The 15,275-nt window shown below is 52.5% G+C and carries 19 protein-coding genes; 13 read left to right on the top strand and 6 right to left on the bottom strand.

Annotated features, from left to right (window positions below; genetic code table 11):
- Window positions 1–70: 70 nt before the first annotated feature.
- The 5 genes from B2Q93_RS07515 to B2Q93_RS07495 form a co-directional block, all read right to left on the bottom strand.
- Window positions 71–370 carry a DUF6966 domain-containing protein gene (locus tag B2Q93_RS07515; protein WP_286932401.1) on the bottom strand — a complete coding sequence of 100 codons (300 nt, stop codon included), beginning with the start codon at window positions 368–370 and terminating at the stop codon, window positions 71–73.
- A gap of 106 nt (window positions 371–476) precedes the next feature.
- Window positions 477–983, bottom strand: a complete 507-nt coding sequence (locus B2Q93_RS07510; protein ID WP_046886737.1) for a YrhA family protein — start codon at window positions 981–983, stop codon at window positions 477–479.
- Window positions 980–2,140: an HNH endonuclease signature motif containing protein gene (locus B2Q93_RS07505; RefSeq protein ID WP_286932399.1), complete on the bottom strand. Its 1,161-nt coding sequence runs from the start codon at window positions 2,138–2,140 to the stop codon at window positions 980–982. The genes B2Q93_RS07510 and B2Q93_RS07505 overlap by 4 nt, the downstream gene beginning before the upstream one ends.
- A 113-nt stretch (window positions 2,141–2,253) precedes the next feature.
- On the bottom strand, window positions 2,254–3,195 hold the full coding sequence (locus B2Q93_RS07500; RefSeq protein ID WP_040078335.1) for a LysR family transcriptional regulator: 942 nt from the start codon (window positions 3,193–3,195) through the stop codon (window positions 2,254–2,256).
- A gap of 15 nt (window positions 3,196–3,210) precedes the next feature.
- Window positions 3,211–5,115, bottom strand: a complete 1,905-nt coding sequence (locus tag B2Q93_RS07495; protein ID WP_286932397.1) for an ABC transporter ATP-binding protein — start codon at window positions 5,113–5,115, stop codon at window positions 3,211–3,213.
- 138 nt (window positions 5,116–5,253) lie between these two features.
- Here B2Q93_RS07495 and kefG point away from each other — a divergent pair, with 138 nt between their 5' ends.
- The 4 genes from kefG to slyD all read left to right on the top strand — a co-directional run bounded on the left by kefG (window position 5,254) and on the right by slyD (window position 8,512).
- On the top strand, window positions 5,254–5,808 hold the full coding sequence (gene kefG / locus B2Q93_RS07490; protein ID WP_040078337.1) for a glutathione-regulated potassium-efflux system ancillary protein KefG: 555 nt from the start codon (window positions 5,254–5,256) through the stop codon (window positions 5,806–5,808).
- Window positions 5,808–7,613 (top strand): glutathione-regulated potassium-efflux system protein KefB, encoded by a 1,806-nt coding sequence (gene kefB, locus B2Q93_RS07485; protein WP_286809584.1) that lies wholly within the window; start codon window positions 5,808–5,810, stop codon window positions 7,611–7,613. Before kefG ends, kefB begins: the two co-directional genes overlap by 1 nt.
- Before the next feature lie 13 nt (window positions 7,614–7,626).
- Window positions 7,627–7,827, top strand: coding sequence for a YheV family putative zinc ribbon protein (locus B2Q93_RS07480; protein WP_003861689.1), 201 nt, complete (start codon window positions 7,627–7,629; stop codon window positions 7,825–7,827).
- Between the two features lie 94 nt (window positions 7,828–7,921).
- On the top strand, window positions 7,922–8,512 hold the full coding sequence (gene slyD, locus B2Q93_RS07475) for a peptidylprolyl isomerase (RefSeq protein ID WP_040078341.1): 591 nt from the start codon (window positions 7,922–7,924) through the stop codon (window positions 8,510–8,512).
- Window positions 8,513–8,560: 48 nt separating this feature from the next.
- Here slyD and B2Q93_RS07470 read toward each other — a convergent pair whose 3' ends face one another.
- Window positions 8,561–8,779 carry a protein SlyX gene (locus tag B2Q93_RS07470; protein ID WP_040078342.1) on the bottom strand — a complete coding sequence of 73 codons (219 nt, stop codon included), beginning with the start codon at window positions 8,777–8,779 and terminating at the stop codon, window positions 8,561–8,563.
- Window positions 8,780–8,998: 219 nt separating this feature from the next.
- On the opposite strand from B2Q93_RS07470, the gene fkpA reads away from it, so the two are divergent.
- The 9 genes from fkpA to B2Q93_RS07425 all read left to right on the top strand — a co-directional run.
- Complete coding sequence (gene fkpA / locus B2Q93_RS07465) at window positions 8,999–9,820, top strand: FKBP-type peptidyl-prolyl cis-trans isomerase (protein ID WP_040078343.1); 822 nt, start codon at window positions 8,999–9,001, stop codon at window positions 9,818–9,820.
- Window positions 9,821–9,986: 166 nt separating this feature from the next.
- Window positions 9,987–10,709, top strand: a complete 723-nt coding sequence (locus tag B2Q93_RS07460; protein WP_040078344.1) for a helix-turn-helix transcriptional regulator — start codon at window positions 9,987–9,989, stop codon at window positions 10,707–10,709.
- The gene (gene tusD / locus B2Q93_RS07455; RefSeq protein WP_046886732.1) at window positions 10,709–11,095 is read left to right on the top strand and encodes a sulfurtransferase complex subunit TusD; all 387 of its coding nucleotides are present in this window, start codon (window positions 10,709–10,711) and stop codon (window positions 11,093–11,095) included. Before B2Q93_RS07460 ends, tusD begins: the two co-directional genes overlap by 1 nt.
- Window positions 11,095–11,454 carry a sulfurtransferase complex subunit TusC gene (gene tusC / locus B2Q93_RS07450; RefSeq protein ID WP_040078346.1) on the top strand — a complete coding sequence of 120 codons (360 nt, stop codon included), beginning with the start codon at window positions 11,095–11,097 and terminating at the stop codon, window positions 11,452–11,454. Before tusD ends, tusC begins: the two co-directional genes overlap by 1 nt.
- Window positions 11,455–11,461: 7 nt before the next feature.
- Entirely contained in the window at window positions 11,462–11,749 is a 288-nt protein-coding gene (gene tusB / locus B2Q93_RS07445; RefSeq protein ID WP_286932395.1) for a sulfurtransferase complex subunit TusB, read from the top strand.
- A 124-nt stretch (window positions 11,750–11,873) separates the two neighbouring features.
- Complete coding sequence (gene rpsL / locus B2Q93_RS07440; RefSeq protein ID WP_000246815.1) at window positions 11,874–12,248, top strand: 30S ribosomal protein S12; 375 nt, start codon at window positions 11,874–11,876, stop codon at window positions 12,246–12,248.
- Window positions 12,249–12,344: 96 nt separating this feature from the next.
- Complete coding sequence (gene rpsG / locus B2Q93_RS07435; protein WP_004106370.1) at window positions 12,345–12,815, top strand: 30S ribosomal protein S7; 471 nt, start codon at window positions 12,345–12,347, stop codon at window positions 12,813–12,815.
- Between the two features lie 96 nt (window positions 12,816–12,911).
- On the top strand, window positions 12,912–15,026 hold the full coding sequence (fusA, locus tag B2Q93_RS07430; RefSeq protein WP_212478431.1) for an elongation factor G: 2,115 nt from the start codon (window positions 12,912–12,914) through the stop codon (window positions 15,024–15,026).
- 69 nt (window positions 15,027–15,095) lie between these two features.
- On the top strand, window positions 15,096–15,275 hold a 180-nt coding region (locus B2Q93_RS07425), incomplete at its 3' end, for a GTP-binding protein (RefSeq protein ID WP_023994387.1).

Genomic DNA, 15,275 nt, shown 5'->3' with positions numbered 1-15,275 from the left:
GCAAGTTAGGCACTTATAGCTCAGGGTGGGTATCTCCCTGAGCATGCGTCAGCGACGCTGATGACGAGTGTTAGAGTAAACACCCTTTTTTAATTAAATCGTTTGCCTGCTCAAGTTGCTGGTAAAGCCTATGACGCAAATCTTCCAGCTCGTTATTCTCTTTACGGAGCGGTAGCCCATTTTTGTGAAGAACAATATCGTTAAATGATCCCATTCCACCGTAAACTTTTTTTAATGCGAATATTGTAGTTTCACAGTCGACGTCAAGTTCACTACCAAGAGTCTCAAAGGTTTTGGCCCATGCATTCTCATTGTTTGAGCGCAGTATGCTAATAATATTGGTTAACGTTTTCTTTATTTCATTTATCATTTTAAACCCCCACTACTCAGTATTTTAACACCAGGTATTTCCCACGGTTCACGTACTACTACTGGTCGTTTTTCGTGGAAACAACCAGTTTGAGATTTGACGCATATTAATTCACCGTATCAATTAGTGCGGATAACAATTCGTGAAATTGGTTATGTGATTCTATAACATAATTCGTTGAGACTTTATCACGTATCTGATAGCAATCATCAGTGAAACTGAAGACAATAACGGATATACCATCCTCACCAATGAGCACTTTATCAGTGAGATTCTGATCAAGATAGATTTCATCGGTGCGTGTATCAACGTTGCGGACGTAGATATTTGACCATAATGGCACACCATTTTCTGCCTGAACTGCGTTATATAAAGTCAGTCCGTTATACTCCAGACCATCCATAAAGTTGAACATATTCAGGTAGTCAGTTCGGGTAGCCATCAAGCGCTGTATATCCTCGTAAACCGTTCTTTTCTGACTGCCCCATTCGGCTGGTGGAGCATTGCGCATGAGATCTGCCATTACGGCAGGATTGACAGGATTGGCTATCGGGTAGTTATCAGCAGTCATTAGGGTCTTGAATATGCCTAACAATTCATCGGTAGACTTCATTTCTTCTCCTTAATGCCAGCGGGATAAATTACATCCTTTGGAGCAGGCCATAACACTTCTGCGCTTTCATTATAGGGAAGAGCTTTAGTTATCGTGCCCTGTGCCTTTGAAAGTGTGTAATGATAGGGCGAACTTTGTATCAGCGTTAGGTTTTCAAAGGTATTTGTCCCCCCATCATCAAGGGGGATTTTATGATGGACCTCCCATCCTGCGGGGACTTTTCCATTGGCAAGTCGGAGCAGGTTGTCAGAGTCAAAAGTTGTTAAAGCATCAGGGTGATTGGCAAGAGATTTGAGAAAAGCAGGACGAACAGTACTATTAAATTCTTTTCGTAGCGCATTATATTCGAGACGGTTTCTGCGAAAGTAGTTTAGCTCCGTAACATTTATATCACTTAGCAGAACCTGGTTGTTTTTATATTTTCCCAAATAGTCGGTCAACTGTTTCGCTGTCGCTGGATTTCTGATGAGCAGCAGCGAGGCGGCGGTTATCATCATACCGGACGTGGTTTCATTTAAAACGCTGTCGTAGCCTGTTACGGCTTCTCCACCAAGTTGCTCCGCTGTTTGTCTAAAGCCTTCAATGTTGCCGTTGTAGATTCCACCTGCCGCCAGTAATCGTCCGGCTGCTTTGCTGTTAATGGTTTTGGTGGCCTGTGCGTGCTGTACGGGAGCATCGGAATCATGTTGTTTAATGGTCGGAGCAGGTTTTCGTCCCGGGTGTGCGTTCAGGCAATGTTCGTAAATATTCCGTACTTCTCGCTGGAAACTGTCGCTATAGCTGTCCATGAAACAGTCATAAACCAGATTACCGTCGTCATCGAAGAAGAAGGGGTTGCGGAAACGGTCCCACTTCTCTGCGGTGTTTACGCCAACCATCCAGCCATGCTCTAGATTCCATTTTACTTCATCATAAAGGCCGTCGTATTCAATGTGGCGCTTGCGTTTGTATGGCTGTGCCGCGAAGCGGTGGTATACGCCGTCACGTCGCCTGGGGATGGTAAAATGTTGAAAACGGGTTTGAGGGTCATATTTTAGATAATCCAGTTCATAAAATACGCTTGCCATTTCCAGTGCATCGCGTGGCGTGAGGATGAACTGAATATCACCCGGTGCTAGATCACAGCCCGCATCCCATTTCATATAGAGTGTGAACATCCTGTTCCTGCTATAAGCCATGTTGTTTTTGTGGATATTCAGAGATAACGGATGATAAGTCAAACGTGGCGTTCAGTTTTAGTGAACCCTGGAACAGGGGGAATGCACCAGGCTTACGGGGCCGAGGTATCTGCTGTGAGGCTTCGCGCATACATCCGCCCTTCGGCGGCCAGTGCGCGCAGGCTGGGATCCTGCTCGCGGTTGCGGGCAAAGACGATGGCGATCAACTGCTGCATCTGATACGGCTGCGCCAGCTTCAGTAGCTGAACCGAGTTCTCATACACCTTCTTCATCCTGCCCGGCATCAGCGTAAAACCGACCCCCGCCTGTACCAGGCTCAGCATTGAGAAAATGTCGTTCACGCGCGTGACGATTTCCGGCTCGAATCCGGCGATGTGGAACGCTTCCTGGAACCCGGCGTAGGTGGCGAACCCTTCTGCCAGCGCGACGAATTTCTGATCTTTATAATCACGCAGGTCGGCCAGCTCGCCGGTGTTGAGGGACGCAGACGCCGGTGCGGCAAGGAAAATGTCGTCGTGGAACAGAGGAAGTACTTCAAGACTGTTACGATCGATATCGCTTTCGGAAATGGAGATTAAAATCGCGTCCAGCGAGCCTTCGTCCAGCATGTGCAGCAACGTTTCGTTGGAGCCCATCGTCAGATCCATCTCCAGATCCGGACGGCGCAGCTTCATGCCCATGATCAGGCGCGGCACGGTCTCCAGCGTTAGCGAATAAAGCGTGCCGACGCGCAGCCGCCCCTGACCTATACCGGCAATCTTACGGGACTCTTCCACGCCGCGCGCCATGACCTGCATCACCTCCTGGCAATACTCCAGCAGCGTCCAGGCGGAGGGGAGCGCAATCAGGTTGCGCCCCTTATGGGTGAAGAGCGGGCAGCGCACGTTCTCTTCCAGGGTGTGCAGCGCGCGGTGCACGCTGACGCCGCTGAGGCCCAGAGTTTCGGCGGTACGCGCGATATTGCCCTTCTCCATGAACGTCATGAAGATGCTGAGCTTGCGAAATGTAATGTCGCTCGTGGTATCGAAACTCATACTCCTCCCGGCAGTTTAGTCGGCCTGTAGCATCGCTTCCAGCTGTTCCTGGGCGTCCAGCCACGCCATCTCACACTCTTCGAGGCTGGATTTGGTTTTGGCCTGGATTTGCAGGCAGTCCGTTAGCTCGGCCTTGCGGCTCTGATCGTACAGGTCGCTGTCGCCCAGCTTCTCTTCAACGGCCGCAAGCGTGGCGTTGAGCTTTTCCATCTCTTTTTCCAGCCGCGCGATCTCTTTACGCAGCGGTTGCGTCTGGGTGCGCAGTTCCGCTTCCCGGCGCTTCTGGTCTTTACGCGCCTGCGCGCTGTTGGCGTTGTCTTTTGCCGACTCGTCCGGTTGGTTTTCCTGCTTCTGTACGTCTGTCAGCCACTGCTGATAGTCTTCCAGGTCGCCGTCGAACGGTTCGACCTTGCCGTCGTGCACGAGGTAGAGATCGTCCGTGGTGGAGCGGATCAGGTGACGATCGTGCGAGACCACCACCAGCGCGCCTTCAAATTCAATCAGCGCTTCGGTTAGCGCTTGGCGCATGTCGAGATCCAGGTGGTTGGTCGGTTCATCGAGCAGCAACAGGTTCGGACGCTGCCAGACGATCAGCGCCAGCACCAGACGGGCTTTTTCACCCCCGGAGAAGCGCTCGGTATTCTCAGTGACTTTATCGCCCTGGAAACCAAACCCGCCGAGGTAGTCGCGCAGCTTCTGCTCCATCTCCTGCGGTGCCAGCCGCGCCAGGTGCTGAATCGGCGATTCATCCGAGCGTAAAAATTCCAGCTGGTGCTGGGCGAAGTAGCCAAGCTTAATGCCCTTTGCCAGACCGATCTCGCCGCTGACCGGGTTAAGCTCGCCCGCCAGCAGTTTGATCAGCGTTGATTTACCGGCACCGTTACGCCCCAAGAGACCAATACGTGAACCCGGCACCAGGTTGAGCTTGATAGAGTCGAGAATTGTACGCTCGCCGTAGCCTGCGCTGACCTTTTCCATCTTCAGCAGCGGGTTCGGCAGGCTCTCCGGCGCGCGGAAGCTGAAGTGGAACGGGTTATCGACGTGCGCAGGCGCAATCATCTCCATGCGTTCCAGCATCTTAATGCGGCTTTGCGCCTGTTTGGCCTTCGAGGCTTTCGCTTTGAAACGATCGACAAAGCTCTGCAGGTGCGCCACGCGCTGCTGCTGGCTTTCATACATCGATTGTTGCTGGGCAAGACGCGTTGCACGCTGGCGCTCGAAGGAGCTGTAGTTGCCGGTGTATTCGAACATCGTTTGCTGTTCGATATGGATAATTTTATCCACCACCGGATCGAGGAAGTCGCGGTCGTGGGAAATCAGAATCAGAGTGCCCTGATAGCTCTTGAGCCACTTCTCCAGCCAAATAACCGCATCGAGATCGAGGTGGTTGGTCGGTTCATCAAGCAGCAGTAAATCAGAGCGGCAAATCAGCGCCTGCGCCAGGTTAAGGCGCATACGCCAGCCGCCGGAGAAGTCGCTCACCGGGCGTTCGAGCTGGTCGTTGCTAAAGCCCAGGCCGTGCAGAAGACTAGAGGCGCGGGAGCGGATGGTCCACGCGTCGATGGCGTCCAGCTTGCCGTGAACGGTGGCGATGGCGTGGCCGTCGTTGCGCTCGTTTGCGGCATTGAGCTCCGCTTCCAGCTTGCGGTATTCGCGGTCACCGTCAATCACATAGTCGAGCGCCGGTTCGCTCAGCGCGGGCGTCTCCTGGTTAACCCAGGCGAGCTGCCAGTTTCCGGGATAGGTAAAGTTGCCGCCGTCAGCGCTAATCTCGTTTTTCAGCAGCGCCAGCAGGGTGGATTTACCGCAGCCGTTTTTGCCGACCAGCCCGACCTTCTGGCCAGGGTTGATGGTGGCAGTGGCATTGTCCAGCAGGACGCGCACGCCGCGACGAATTTGTAACGAGGAGAAAACAATCATAGAAGCGCCGTATGTTCCGACTATGTTAATTTGTCATTATGATAATGTAAGGTGTGGACCATTTGCCGCCGCACCGGGCCGCCATGGTAGCCCAAAACAACAACGATACACAAAAACAGAAACCTTACCGGGAGGGGAATGATGTCTCAGACAGCCAAAGTGCTGCTGCTGTATGCCCATCCGGAATCTCAGGACTCGGTGGCGAACCGGGTACTGCTTAAGCCGGCGACACAGCTCAGCAACGTCACAGTGCACGATCTTTACGCGCACTATCCTGATTTCTTTATTGATATTCCCCATGAGCAAGAACTCCTGCGTCAGCATGATGTGATTGTCTTCCAGCATCCGCTTTATACCTATAGCTGCCCGGCGCTGCTGAAAGAGTGGCTGGACCGCGTGCTCAGCCGGGGTTTCTCCAGCGGCGTGGGGGGCAATCAGCTGGCGGGAAAGTACTGGCGGAACGTGATCACTACTGGCGAGCCGGAGAGCGCCTACCGTCACGATGGGCTTAACCGTTATCCCATGAGCGACATTCTGCGGCCTTTTGAGCTAACGGCGGCCATGTGCCATATGCACTGGCTCAGTCCGATTATTATCTACTGGGCGCGTCGGCAGCAGCCGCAAACGCTGGCAAGCCATGCCAAAGCCTATGGTGACTGGCTGGCTGACCCCCTGCCGACGGGAGGCCGCTGATGGAAGGTTCCGATCTGTTACTGGCAGGCGTTTTATTCTTATTTGCGGCGGTGGTCGCCGTGCCGCTGGCCGCGCGGCTGGGTATTGGTGCGGTGCTGGGTTATCTGCTGGCCGGCATCGCCATTGGCCCCTGGGGGCTAGGCTTCATTAGCGATGTCGATGAAATTCTGCATTTCTCCGAGCTTGGCGTCGTATTCCTGATGTTTATCATCGGCCTTGAACTCAACCCGGCGAAGTTGTGGCAATTGCGGCGCTCGATTTTTGGTGTGGGCGCAGCGCAGGTGCTCTGTAGCGCAGCGGTGCTGGGTGGCCTGTTGATGCTGACCGATTTCTCCTGGCAGGCGGCGGTCATCGGCGGGATTGGCCTGGCCATGTCCTCCACGGCGATGGCATTGCAGCTCATGCGTGAAAAAGGGATGAACCGTAACGAAGCCGGGCAACTGGGCTTCTCGGTATTGCTCTTTCAGGACCTGGCGGTGATTCCGGCGCTGGCGCTGGTACCGCTGCTGGCCGGCTCCGGTGATGATCATTTCGACTGGATGAAGGTTGGCATGAAAGTGCTGGCGTTTATTGGCATGTTGATTGGTGGACGCTATCTGCTGCGGCCTGTATTCCGCTTTATTGCCGCGTCCGGCGTGCGCGAAGTCTTTACCGCCGCCACGCTGCTGCTGGTATTAGGCTCGGCCCTGTTTATGGATGCCCTGGGGCTGTCTATGGCGCTGGGCACCTTTATTGCCGGGGTGCTGCTGGCGGAGAGCGAGTATCGCCACGAGCTGGAGATGGCCATCGATCCGTTTAAGGGCTTGCTGCTGGGGTTGTTCTTTATCTCCGTGGGCATGGCGCTGAATCTGGGGGTGCTCTATACCCATTTGCTGCTGGTCGTGGTAGGCGTAGCCTTACTGGTGGCAGTAAAAACCCTGGTGCTCTATTTGCTTGCGCGAATCTATGGCCTGCGCAATTCTGAAAGAATGCAGTTTGCTGGCGTATTAAGCCAGGGCGGTGAGTTCGCTTTTGTGCTCTTCTCCACAGCATCTTCCCAGCGTTTGTTCCAGCATGATCAGATGGCGCTGCTGCTGGTGACCGTAACCTTATCGATGATGACCACGCCTCTGCTGATGAAATTGATCGATAGACGACTTTCGCGGCAGTTTAATCCTTCTGAGGATGAAGACGAGACACCATGGGTGGAAGACGATAAACCGCAGGTGATCGTGGTGGGCTTTGGGCGATTTGGTCAGGTGATTGGGCGTCTGTTGATGGCGAATAAGATGCGGATCACCGTGCTCGAGCGCGACATTAGCGCGGTGAATTTGATGCGCAAATATGGCTATAAGGTCTATTACGGTGATGCGACTCAGGTTGAGCTGTTGCGTTCTGCCGGGGCTGAAGCGGCGGAATCCATTGTGATTACTTGTAATGAGCCTGAAGACACCATGAAGCTGGTGGAGATTTGCCAGCAGCATTTTCCGCATCTGCATATTCTGGCCCGCGCGCGGGGTCGCGTAGAGGCCCATGAGCTACTACAGGCGGGGGTAAAACAGTTCTCCCGCGAGACCTTCTCCAGTGCGCTGGAGTTGGGGCGCAAAACGCTGGTTACCCTCGGCATGCACCCGCATCAGGCCCAGCGCGCGCAACTGCATTTTCGTCGTCTGGATATGCGTATGCTGCGTGAACTGATGCCTGTGCATACCGACACGGTGCAAATCTCCCGCGCACGGGAAGCCCGGCGTGAACTGGAAGAGATTTTTCAGCGTGAGATGCAGCAGGAACGGCGCCAACTGGACGGCTGGGATGAATTTGAATAAAGGGTAACGAAAGATGGCTGTACGTAAACGCTTTATCGCGGGCGCAAAATGCCCATCCTGCCAGGCGCAAGACACGCTGGCGATGTGGCGCGAGAATAATATTGATATCGTTGAGTGTGTTAAGTGCGGCCACCAGATGCGCGAGGCTGACAAAGAGGCCCGCGATCACGTTCGCAAAGAAGAGCAAGTGATCGGCATTTTCCATCCGGACTAGCGATATGCCCCGAGTTTTTTTAAGCTAAAGGGTACACAGGTGCAGATTTCCGTTACAATCTGCGCCAGCAATTTTCCCACGCTCAGGAGATATCATGAAAGTAGCAAAAGACCTGGTGGTCAGCCTGGCCTATCAGGTACGTACAGAAGACGGTGTATTGGTTGATGAGTCTCCGGTGAGTGCGCCGCTGGACTACCTGCATGGTCACGGTTCCCTGATCTCCGGCCTGGAAACCGCGCTGGACGGTCATGAAGTCGGCGATAAATTCGATGTTGCTGTTGGCGCAAACGACGCTTACGGTCAGTACGATGAGAATCTGGTTCAGCGTGTTCCTAAAGATGTATTTATGGGCGTTGACGAGCTGCAGGTTGGCATGCGCTTCCTGGCAGAAACCGACCAGGGTCCAGTACCGGTTGAAATCACCGAAGTTGAAGACGACCACGTTGTTGTTGATGGCAACCACATGCTGGCTGGCCAGAACCTGAAGTTCAACGTTGAAGTTGTTGCGATCCGCGAAGCGACCGAAGAAGAGCTGGCTCATGGCCACGTTCACGGTGCGCACGGTCATGACCACGATCATGATCACGGTCACGACGGCTGCTGCGGTGGCCACGGCCACGATCACGACCATGGTCACGACCACGGTAAAGGTGGTTGCGGTAACGGCGGCTGCGGTTGCCACTAATACCTTGCAGGTAATAAAAAAGCGGGATTATCCCGCTTTTTTTACGTCTCAATAATGAGGAGGGGGGGTCTCTTCAGACTGGGAAGCAATATGGGAAGGCTGGGTCGCCTTGATCTTTTCAGTCAGCAAGCGTAGCAGGTCGCGCAATTTTGCCATTTCAAGTTCGTGGGCCGTGACCGTCTGGTTCAGCTCTTCGATGGTGATCTCCTGAAAAGCCAGCCGACTTTCCAGCTCCGCCAGTCTCGCTTCCATTGTTGTATCCTGCATGATTCACCTCGTTGTTCAGTCTGGCGCGGAATATTAACTGACTTTGGTCCGGTTCGCAGTAATCATGCTGCGAGTAAGAAACTAATTTAAACAAAAATAGTCTGAAAAGAATCGAGTTTCGGGGGAGTCTGTCTGTAGATTTCTTCCGCAACGTTTTATAGTACGCAACTCATTTACATTTAACACTGGGGTGAGAGGCCCTGGTCCCTGGAGATATGGATGAAATCACTGTTTAAAGTAACGCTGCTGGCAACCACTATGGCTGTCGCGCTGAATGCACCGCTGTCTTTCGCTGCAGATACCGCTGCGAAACCAGCTGCTGCTGCAGACAGCAAAGCGGCGTTCAAAAATGACGACCAGAAATCAGCCTATGCGCTCGGAGCATCTCTGGGTCGTTATATGGAAAACTCTCTCAAAGAGCAGGAAAAACTGGGCATCAAACTGGATCAGGCGCAGCTGATTGCCGGTGTTCAGGACGCCTTTGCTGATAAGAGCAAACTGTCCGATCAGGAAATTGAACAAACTCTCCAGGCTTTTGAAGCGCGTGTGAAAGGCGCTGCACAAGAGAAGATGGAAAAAGATTCAGCCGAGAACGAAACCAAAGGTAAAGCCTATCGTGACACCTTTGCGAAAGAGAAGGGCGTAAAAACCTCTTCTACCGGCCTGGTCTACAAAGTTGAGAAAGAAGGTACCGGCGACGCACCGAAAGACAGCGACACCGTGGTCGTTAACTACAAAGGTACTCTGATCGACGGTAAAGAGTTTGATAACTCTTACACCCGTGGCGAACCGCTCTCCTTCCGTCTGGATGGTGTTATCCCTGGCTGGACAGAAGGCCTGAAAAACATCAAGAAAGGCGGCAAAATCAAGCTGGTCATCCCACCGGATCTGGCTTACGGTAAAACCGGCGTTCCGGGTATTCCGGCTAACTCTACGCTGGTCTTTGACGTAGAGCTGCTGGACATCAAACCAGCACCGAAGGCGGATGCCAAGCCTGAAGCTGCAGCAGATGCCAAAGCTGCAGACGCAGCGAAGAAATAAAACTGCGAAACCCGCCGCCTACCAGGCGGCGGTTTTTTTTATTCCGGGGCAGAGTCAATTAACACTGGAAAGCCTTACCTACGCTGTATTAATTTAGTTGTCCGTGTAAATGATGAGCCTGCCCTGAAAACCTACCGACAGGCTCCTGAAAAGGAGTGTTTTTTTCATGACCAGGTCGCTTTTAACCAACGAAACCAGTGAGCTCGATCTGCTGGATCAGCGTCCTTTCGATCAGACCGATTTCGATATTCTGAAATCCTACGAGGCGGTAGTGGACGGGTTAGCGATGCTCATTGGGTCCCACTGCGAAATCGTATTGCACTCCCTGCAAGATCTGAAATGTTCTGCCATCCGCATTGCTAATGGTGAGCATACCGGCCGTAAAATTGGTTCGCCAATCACCGACCTTGCACTGCGTATGCTGCACGACATGACCGGCGCGGACAGTAGCGTCTCCAAATGCTATTTCACACGCGCCAAAAGCGGCGTGCTGATGAAGTCGGTCACTATCGCTATCCGTAACCGCGAACAGCGCGTCATTGGTTTGCTCTGTATCAACATGAACCTTGACGTTCCGTTCTCGCAAATCATGAACACCTTTATTCCGCCGGAAACGCCTGACGTGGGCTCTTCCGTTAACTTCGCCTCGTCCGTTGAAGATCTCGTCACCCAGACGCTGGAATTCACCATCGAAGAGGTTAATGCCGATCGCAATGTTTCTAACAATGCTAAAAATCGCCAGATCGTGCTCAATCTCTACGAGAAAGGTATCTTCGACATTAAAGATGCGATTAACCAGGTTGCGGATCGCCTGAATATCTCCAAACACACGGTGTACCTCTACATCCGTCAGTTCAAAAGCGGCGACTTTGTGGGACAAGAGAAGTAATGCGTTTTGCGTTGATGGTGACCGGCCCGGCTTATGGCACTCAGCAGGCAAGCAGCGCGCTGCAGTTTGCCCGCGCACTTCTGGAAGCCGGCCATGAGCTCATAAGTGTGTTTTTCTATCGTGAAGGCGTCTATAACGCTAACCAGCTCACTTCGCCTGCCAGCGATGAATTTGATCTGGTGCGTGGCTGGCAAGCCCTACATCAACAGTCCGGTGTCGCGCTACACATTTGTGTGGCTGCGGCGTTGCGCCGTGGTATTGCCGACGCCACAGAAGCCGAACGTCTGGGCTTGGCGGGCGCCAATCTGCAGCCTGGGTTCACTCTCAGCGGATTAGGCGCCCTGGCGCAAGCCGCATTAACCTGCGACCGCATGGTGCAATTCTGATGAATCGCGTGGCTTTTGTTTTTACTTCCGCTCCGCATGGCAATGCTGCTGGCAGGGAAGGGCTGGATGCACTGCTTGCCACTTCCGCACTGACGGAGGAGATTGGCGTCTTCTTTATTGGCGACGGTGTATTTCAACTTCTCGCTGGACAGCAGCCCCAGACGATATTGATGCGCGACTATATCGCCACGTTTAAGGTACTGCCTCTCTATGATATCGAGACCTTCTGGATCTGTTCCACGTCAATGCGAGAGCGCGGGCTGGACGACGAGACGCCGCTGGTTCTGGATGCGACACGGCTGACATCCGACCGCTTACGCGAAGAACTTTCTCATTACGATACCGTTTTAACCTTCTGAGGCCGCCATGCTCCATACTCTGAGCCGTTCACCCTGGCAGTGCGACATTGACGGATTACTGAGAATGTTGCGCGACGGCGATGCCCTGGTGCTAATTCAGGACGGCGTATTGGCCGCAATTGCAGGCAGTCGTTACGTTGAAAATATCACTAACGCCCCCATTAAAGTCTATGCGCTCAAAGATGACCTTGACGCGCGAGGGCTGACTGGTCAAATTTCAACCAAAATTGACGTAGTTGGCTATACTGACTTCGTTGATCTTGCAGTTACGCATACCAGTCAAATGAACTGGTGATTTGAGATCGCTGTATATTTCTTGACACCTTTTCGACGTAGCCCTAAAATTTCGCGTCCTCATATTGTATGAGGTCGTTTTATTACGTGTTTACGAAGCAAAAGCTAAAACCAGGAGCTATTTAATGGCAACAGTTAACCAGCTGGTACGCAAACCACGCGCTCGCAAAGTTGCAAAAAGCAACGTGCCTGCGCTGGAAGCCTGCCCGCAGAAACGTGGCGTATGTACTCGTGTATATACCACCACTCCTAAGAAACCAAACTCCGCACTGCGTAAAGTATGCCGTGTGCGTTTGACTAACGGTTTTGAAGTGACTTCCTACATCGGTGGTGAAGGTCACAACCTGCAGGAGCACTCCGTGATCCTGATCCGTGGCGGTCGTGTTAAAGACCTTCCGGGTGTTCGTTACCACACAGTTCGTGGTGCGCTCGACTGCTCTGGTGTTAAAGACCGTAAGCAGGCTCGCTCCAAGTACGGCGTGAAGCGTCCTAAGGCTTAATGGTTCTCCGTTAAGTAAGGCCAAACTGATTTATCTTAATGTCACACTAAACTCTTAGAGTTTTGGACAATCCTGAATTAACAACGGAGTATTCCCATGCCACGTCGTCGCGTCATTGGTCAGCGTAAAATCCTTCCAGATCCGAAATTCGGATCAGAACTGCTGGCAAAATTTGTAAATATCCTGATGGTAGATGGTAAAAAATCTACTGCAGAAGCAATCGTATACAGCGCGCTTGAGACCCTGGCTCAGCGTTCTGGTAAAAATGAACTGGAAGCTTTCGAAGTCGCTCTCGACAACGTTCGCCCAACTGTAGAAGTTAAGTCCCGCCGCGTTGGTGGTTCTACTTATCAGGTTCCAGTTGAAGTTCGTCCGGTTCGTCGTAATGCTCTGGCAATGCGTTGGATCGTTGAAGCTGCTCGTAAACGCGGTGATAAATCCATGGCTCTGCGTCTGGCGAACGAACTTTCTGATGCTGCAGACAACAAAGGTACTGCAGTTAAGAAACGTGAAGACGTTCACCGTATGGCAGAAGCCAACAAGGCGTTCGCACACTACCGTTGGTAATCCCTTCGGAGTCGTAGTCACCAGGCGGGCGCTTCAGAGAAGCCGCCCGCTCTGGGTAACTTAACTGAACGCCTAAAGAAACAAACGAGGAATCAAATGGCTCGTACAACACCCATCGCACGCTACCGTAACATCGGTATCAGTGCGCACATCGACGCCGGTAAAACCACCACTACCGAACGTATTCTGTTCTACACCGGTGTAAACCACAAAATCGGTGAAGTTCATGACGGCGCAGCTACCATGGACTGGATGGAGCAGGAGCAGGAACGTGGTATCACCATCACTTCCGCTGCGACTACTGCATTCTGGTCTGGTATGGCTAAGCAGTATGAACCGCATCGCGTAAACATCATCGACACCCCGGGCCACGTTGACTTCACTATCGAAGTAGAACGTTCCATGCGTGTTCTTGATGGTGCAGTAATGGTTTACTGCGCAGTTGGTGGTGTTCAGCCACAGTCTGAGACCGTATGGCGTCAGGCTAACAAATATAAAGTTCCACGCATCGCGTTCGTTAACAAAATGGACCGTATGGGTGCTAACTTCCTGAAAGTTGTTGGTCAGATCAAATCCCGTCTGGGCGCGAACCCTGTTCCGCTGCAGCTGGCAATTGGTGCTGAAGAAGGTTTCACCGGTGTTGTTGACCTGGTGAAAATGAAAGCCATCAACTGGAACGAAGCAGATGCAGGCGTGACCTTCGAATACGAAGATATCCCGGCTGACATGCAGGACCTGGCTGACGAATGGCACCAGAACCTGATCGAATCCGCAGCTGAAGCATCTGAAGAGCTGATGGAGAAATACCTGGGTGGTGAAGAACTGACTGAAGAAGAGATCAAAAAAGCTCTGCGTCAGCGCGTTCTGAACAACGAAATCATCCTGGTAACCTGCGGTTCTGCGTTCAAGAACAAAGGTGTTCAGGCAATGCTGGATGCGGTAATTGATTACCTGCCATCCCCAGTAGACGTTCCTGCGATCAACGGTATCCTGGACGACGGTAAAGATACTCCGGCTGAGCGTCACGCAAGTGATGACGAGCCGTTCTCTGCACTGGCGTTCAAAATCGCTACCGACCCGTTCGTGGGTAACCTGACGTTCTTCCGCGTGTACTCTGGTGTGGTTAACTCCGGTGACACCATCCTGAACTCCGTGAAAGCAGCTCGTGAGCGTTTCGGCCGTATCGTACAGATGCACGCTAACAAACGTGAAGAGATCAAAGAAGTTCGCGCGGGCGATATCGCTGCGGCTATCGGTCTGAAAGACGTGACCACCGGTGACACCCTGTGTAACCCGGATCACCCGATCATTCTGGAGCGTATGGAATTCCCTGAGCCGGTAATCTCCATCGCCGTTGAACCTAAAACCAAAGCTGACCAGGAAAAAATGGGTCTGGCTCTGGGCCGTCTGGCGAAAGAAGACCCGTCCTTCCGCGTATGGACTGACGAAGAATCTAACCAGACCATCATCGCTGGTATGGGTGAACTTCACTTGGATATCATCGTTGACCGTATGAAGCGTGAATTCAACGTTGAAGCGAACGTAGGTAAACCTCAGGTTGCTTACCGTGAAGCGATTCGTTCTAAAGTTACCGATATCGAAGGTAAACACGCTAAGCAGTCTGGTGGTCGCGGTCAGTACGGTCACGTTGTGATCGACATGTACCCACTGGAGCCGGGCTCTAATCCGAAAGGTTACGAGTTCATCAACGACATCAAAGGTGGTGTAATTCCTGGCGAATACATCCCTGCCGTTGATAAAGGCATCCAGGAGCAGCTGAAGTCTGGTCCGCTGGCAGGTTACCCGGTAGTAGACATTGGTATCCGTCTGCACTTCGGTTCTTACCACGACGTTGACTCCTCTGAACTGGCGTTTAAACTGGCTGCTTCTCTTGCCTTTAAAGATGGCTTTAAGAAAGCGAAACCAGTTCTGCTTGAGCCAATCATGAAGGTTGAAGTAGAAACTCCGGAAGAGAACACCGGTGACGTTATCGGTGACTTGAGCCGTCGTCGCGGTATGCTGCGTGGTCAAGAATCCGAAGTGACTGGCGTTAAGATCCACGCTGAAGTTCCGCTGTCTGAAATGTTCGGATATGCAACTCAGCTGCGTTCTCTGACCAAAGGTCGTGCATCATACACCATGGAATTCCTGAAGTATGATGATGCACCGAACAACGTTGCTCAGGCCGTTATCGAAGCCCGTGGTAAATAATCCACAGGATTAAAACCTAAGTCCCGTGCTCTCTCCAGAGGGGAGAGCACTATAGTAAGGAATATAGCCGTGTCTAAAGAAAAATTTGAACGTACAAAACCGCACGTCAACGTTGGTACTATCGGCCACGTTGACCACGGTAAAACTACTCTGACCGCTGCAATCACTACCGTACTGGCTAAAACCTACGGCGGTGCTGCTCGTGCATTCGACCAGATCGATAACGCACCAGAAGAAAAAGCGCGTGGT

This window comes from Leclercia sp. UBA5958 (assembly GCF_002430365.1).
Lineage (GTDB): Bacteria > Pseudomonadota > Gammaproteobacteria > Enterobacterales > Enterobacteriaceae > Enterobacter > Enterobacter pneumoniae.
The sequence above is the reverse complement of the archived record's forward strand: the minus strand, read 5'-3'. Positions and strand labels throughout refer to the sequence as shown.

Excerpts from the sequence above, each read along its gene's own strand:
- kefG (WP_040078337.1), top strand. The coding sequence starts at position 5,254 with ATGATGTCTCAGACAGCCAAAGTGCTGCTGCTGTATGCCCATCCGGAA.
- B2Q93_RS07470 (WP_040078342.1), bottom strand. The coding sequence starts at position 8,779 with ATGCAGGATACAACAATGGAAGCGAGACTGGCGGAGCTGGAAAGTCGG.
- B2Q93_RS07505 (WP_286932399.1), bottom strand. The coding sequence starts at position 2,140 with ATGTTCACACTCTATATGAAATGGGATGCGGGCTGTGATCTAGCACCG.
- B2Q93_RS07515 (WP_286932401.1), bottom strand. The coding sequence starts at position 370 with ATGATAAATGAAATAAAGAAAACGTTAACCAATATTATTAGCATACTG.
- B2Q93_RS07510 (WP_046886737.1), bottom strand. The coding sequence starts at position 983 with ATGAAGTCTACCGATGAATTGTTAGGCATATTCAAGACCCTAATGACT.
- kefB (WP_286809584.1), top strand. The coding sequence starts at position 5,808 with ATGGAAGGTTCCGATCTGTTACTGGCAGGCGTTTTATTCTTATTTGCG.
- tusC (WP_040078346.1), top strand. The coding sequence starts at position 11,095 with ATGAATCGCGTGGCTTTTGTTTTTACTTCCGCTCCGCATGGCAATGCT.
- B2Q93_RS07480 (WP_003861689.1), top strand. The coding sequence starts at position 7,627 with ATGGCTGTACGTAAACGCTTTATCGCGGGCGCAAAATGCCCATCCTGC.
- tusD (WP_046886732.1), top strand. The coding sequence starts at position 10,709 with ATGCGTTTTGCGTTGATGGTGACCGGCCCGGCTTATGGCACTCAGCAG.
- B2Q93_RS07500 (WP_040078335.1), bottom strand. The coding sequence starts at position 3,195 with ATGAGTTTCGATACCACGAGCGACATTACATTTCGCAAGCTCAGCATC.
- B2Q93_RS07460 (WP_040078344.1), top strand. The coding sequence starts at position 9,987 with ATGACCAGGTCGCTTTTAACCAACGAAACCAGTGAGCTCGATCTGCTG.
- fkpA (WP_040078343.1), top strand. The coding sequence starts at position 8,999 with ATGAAATCACTGTTTAAAGTAACGCTGCTGGCAACCACTATGGCTGTC.
- fusA (WP_212478431.1), top strand. The coding sequence starts at position 12,912 with ATGGCTCGTACAACACCCATCGCACGCTACCGTAACATCGGTATCAGT.
- rpsG (WP_004106370.1), top strand. The coding sequence starts at position 12,345 with ATGCCACGTCGTCGCGTCATTGGTCAGCGTAAAATCCTTCCAGATCCG.
- B2Q93_RS07495 (WP_286932397.1), bottom strand. The coding sequence starts at position 5,115 with ATGATTGTTTTCTCCTCGTTACAAATTCGTCGCGGCGTGCGCGTCCTG.
- rpsL (WP_000246815.1), top strand. The coding sequence starts at position 11,874 with ATGGCAACAGTTAACCAGCTGGTACGCAAACCACGCGCTCGCAAAGTT.
- slyD (WP_040078341.1), top strand. The coding sequence starts at position 7,922 with ATGAAAGTAGCAAAAGACCTGGTGGTCAGCCTGGCCTATCAGGTACGT.
- tusB (WP_286932395.1), top strand. The coding sequence starts at position 11,462 with ATGCTCCATACTCTGAGCCGTTCACCCTGGCAGTGCGACATTGACGGA.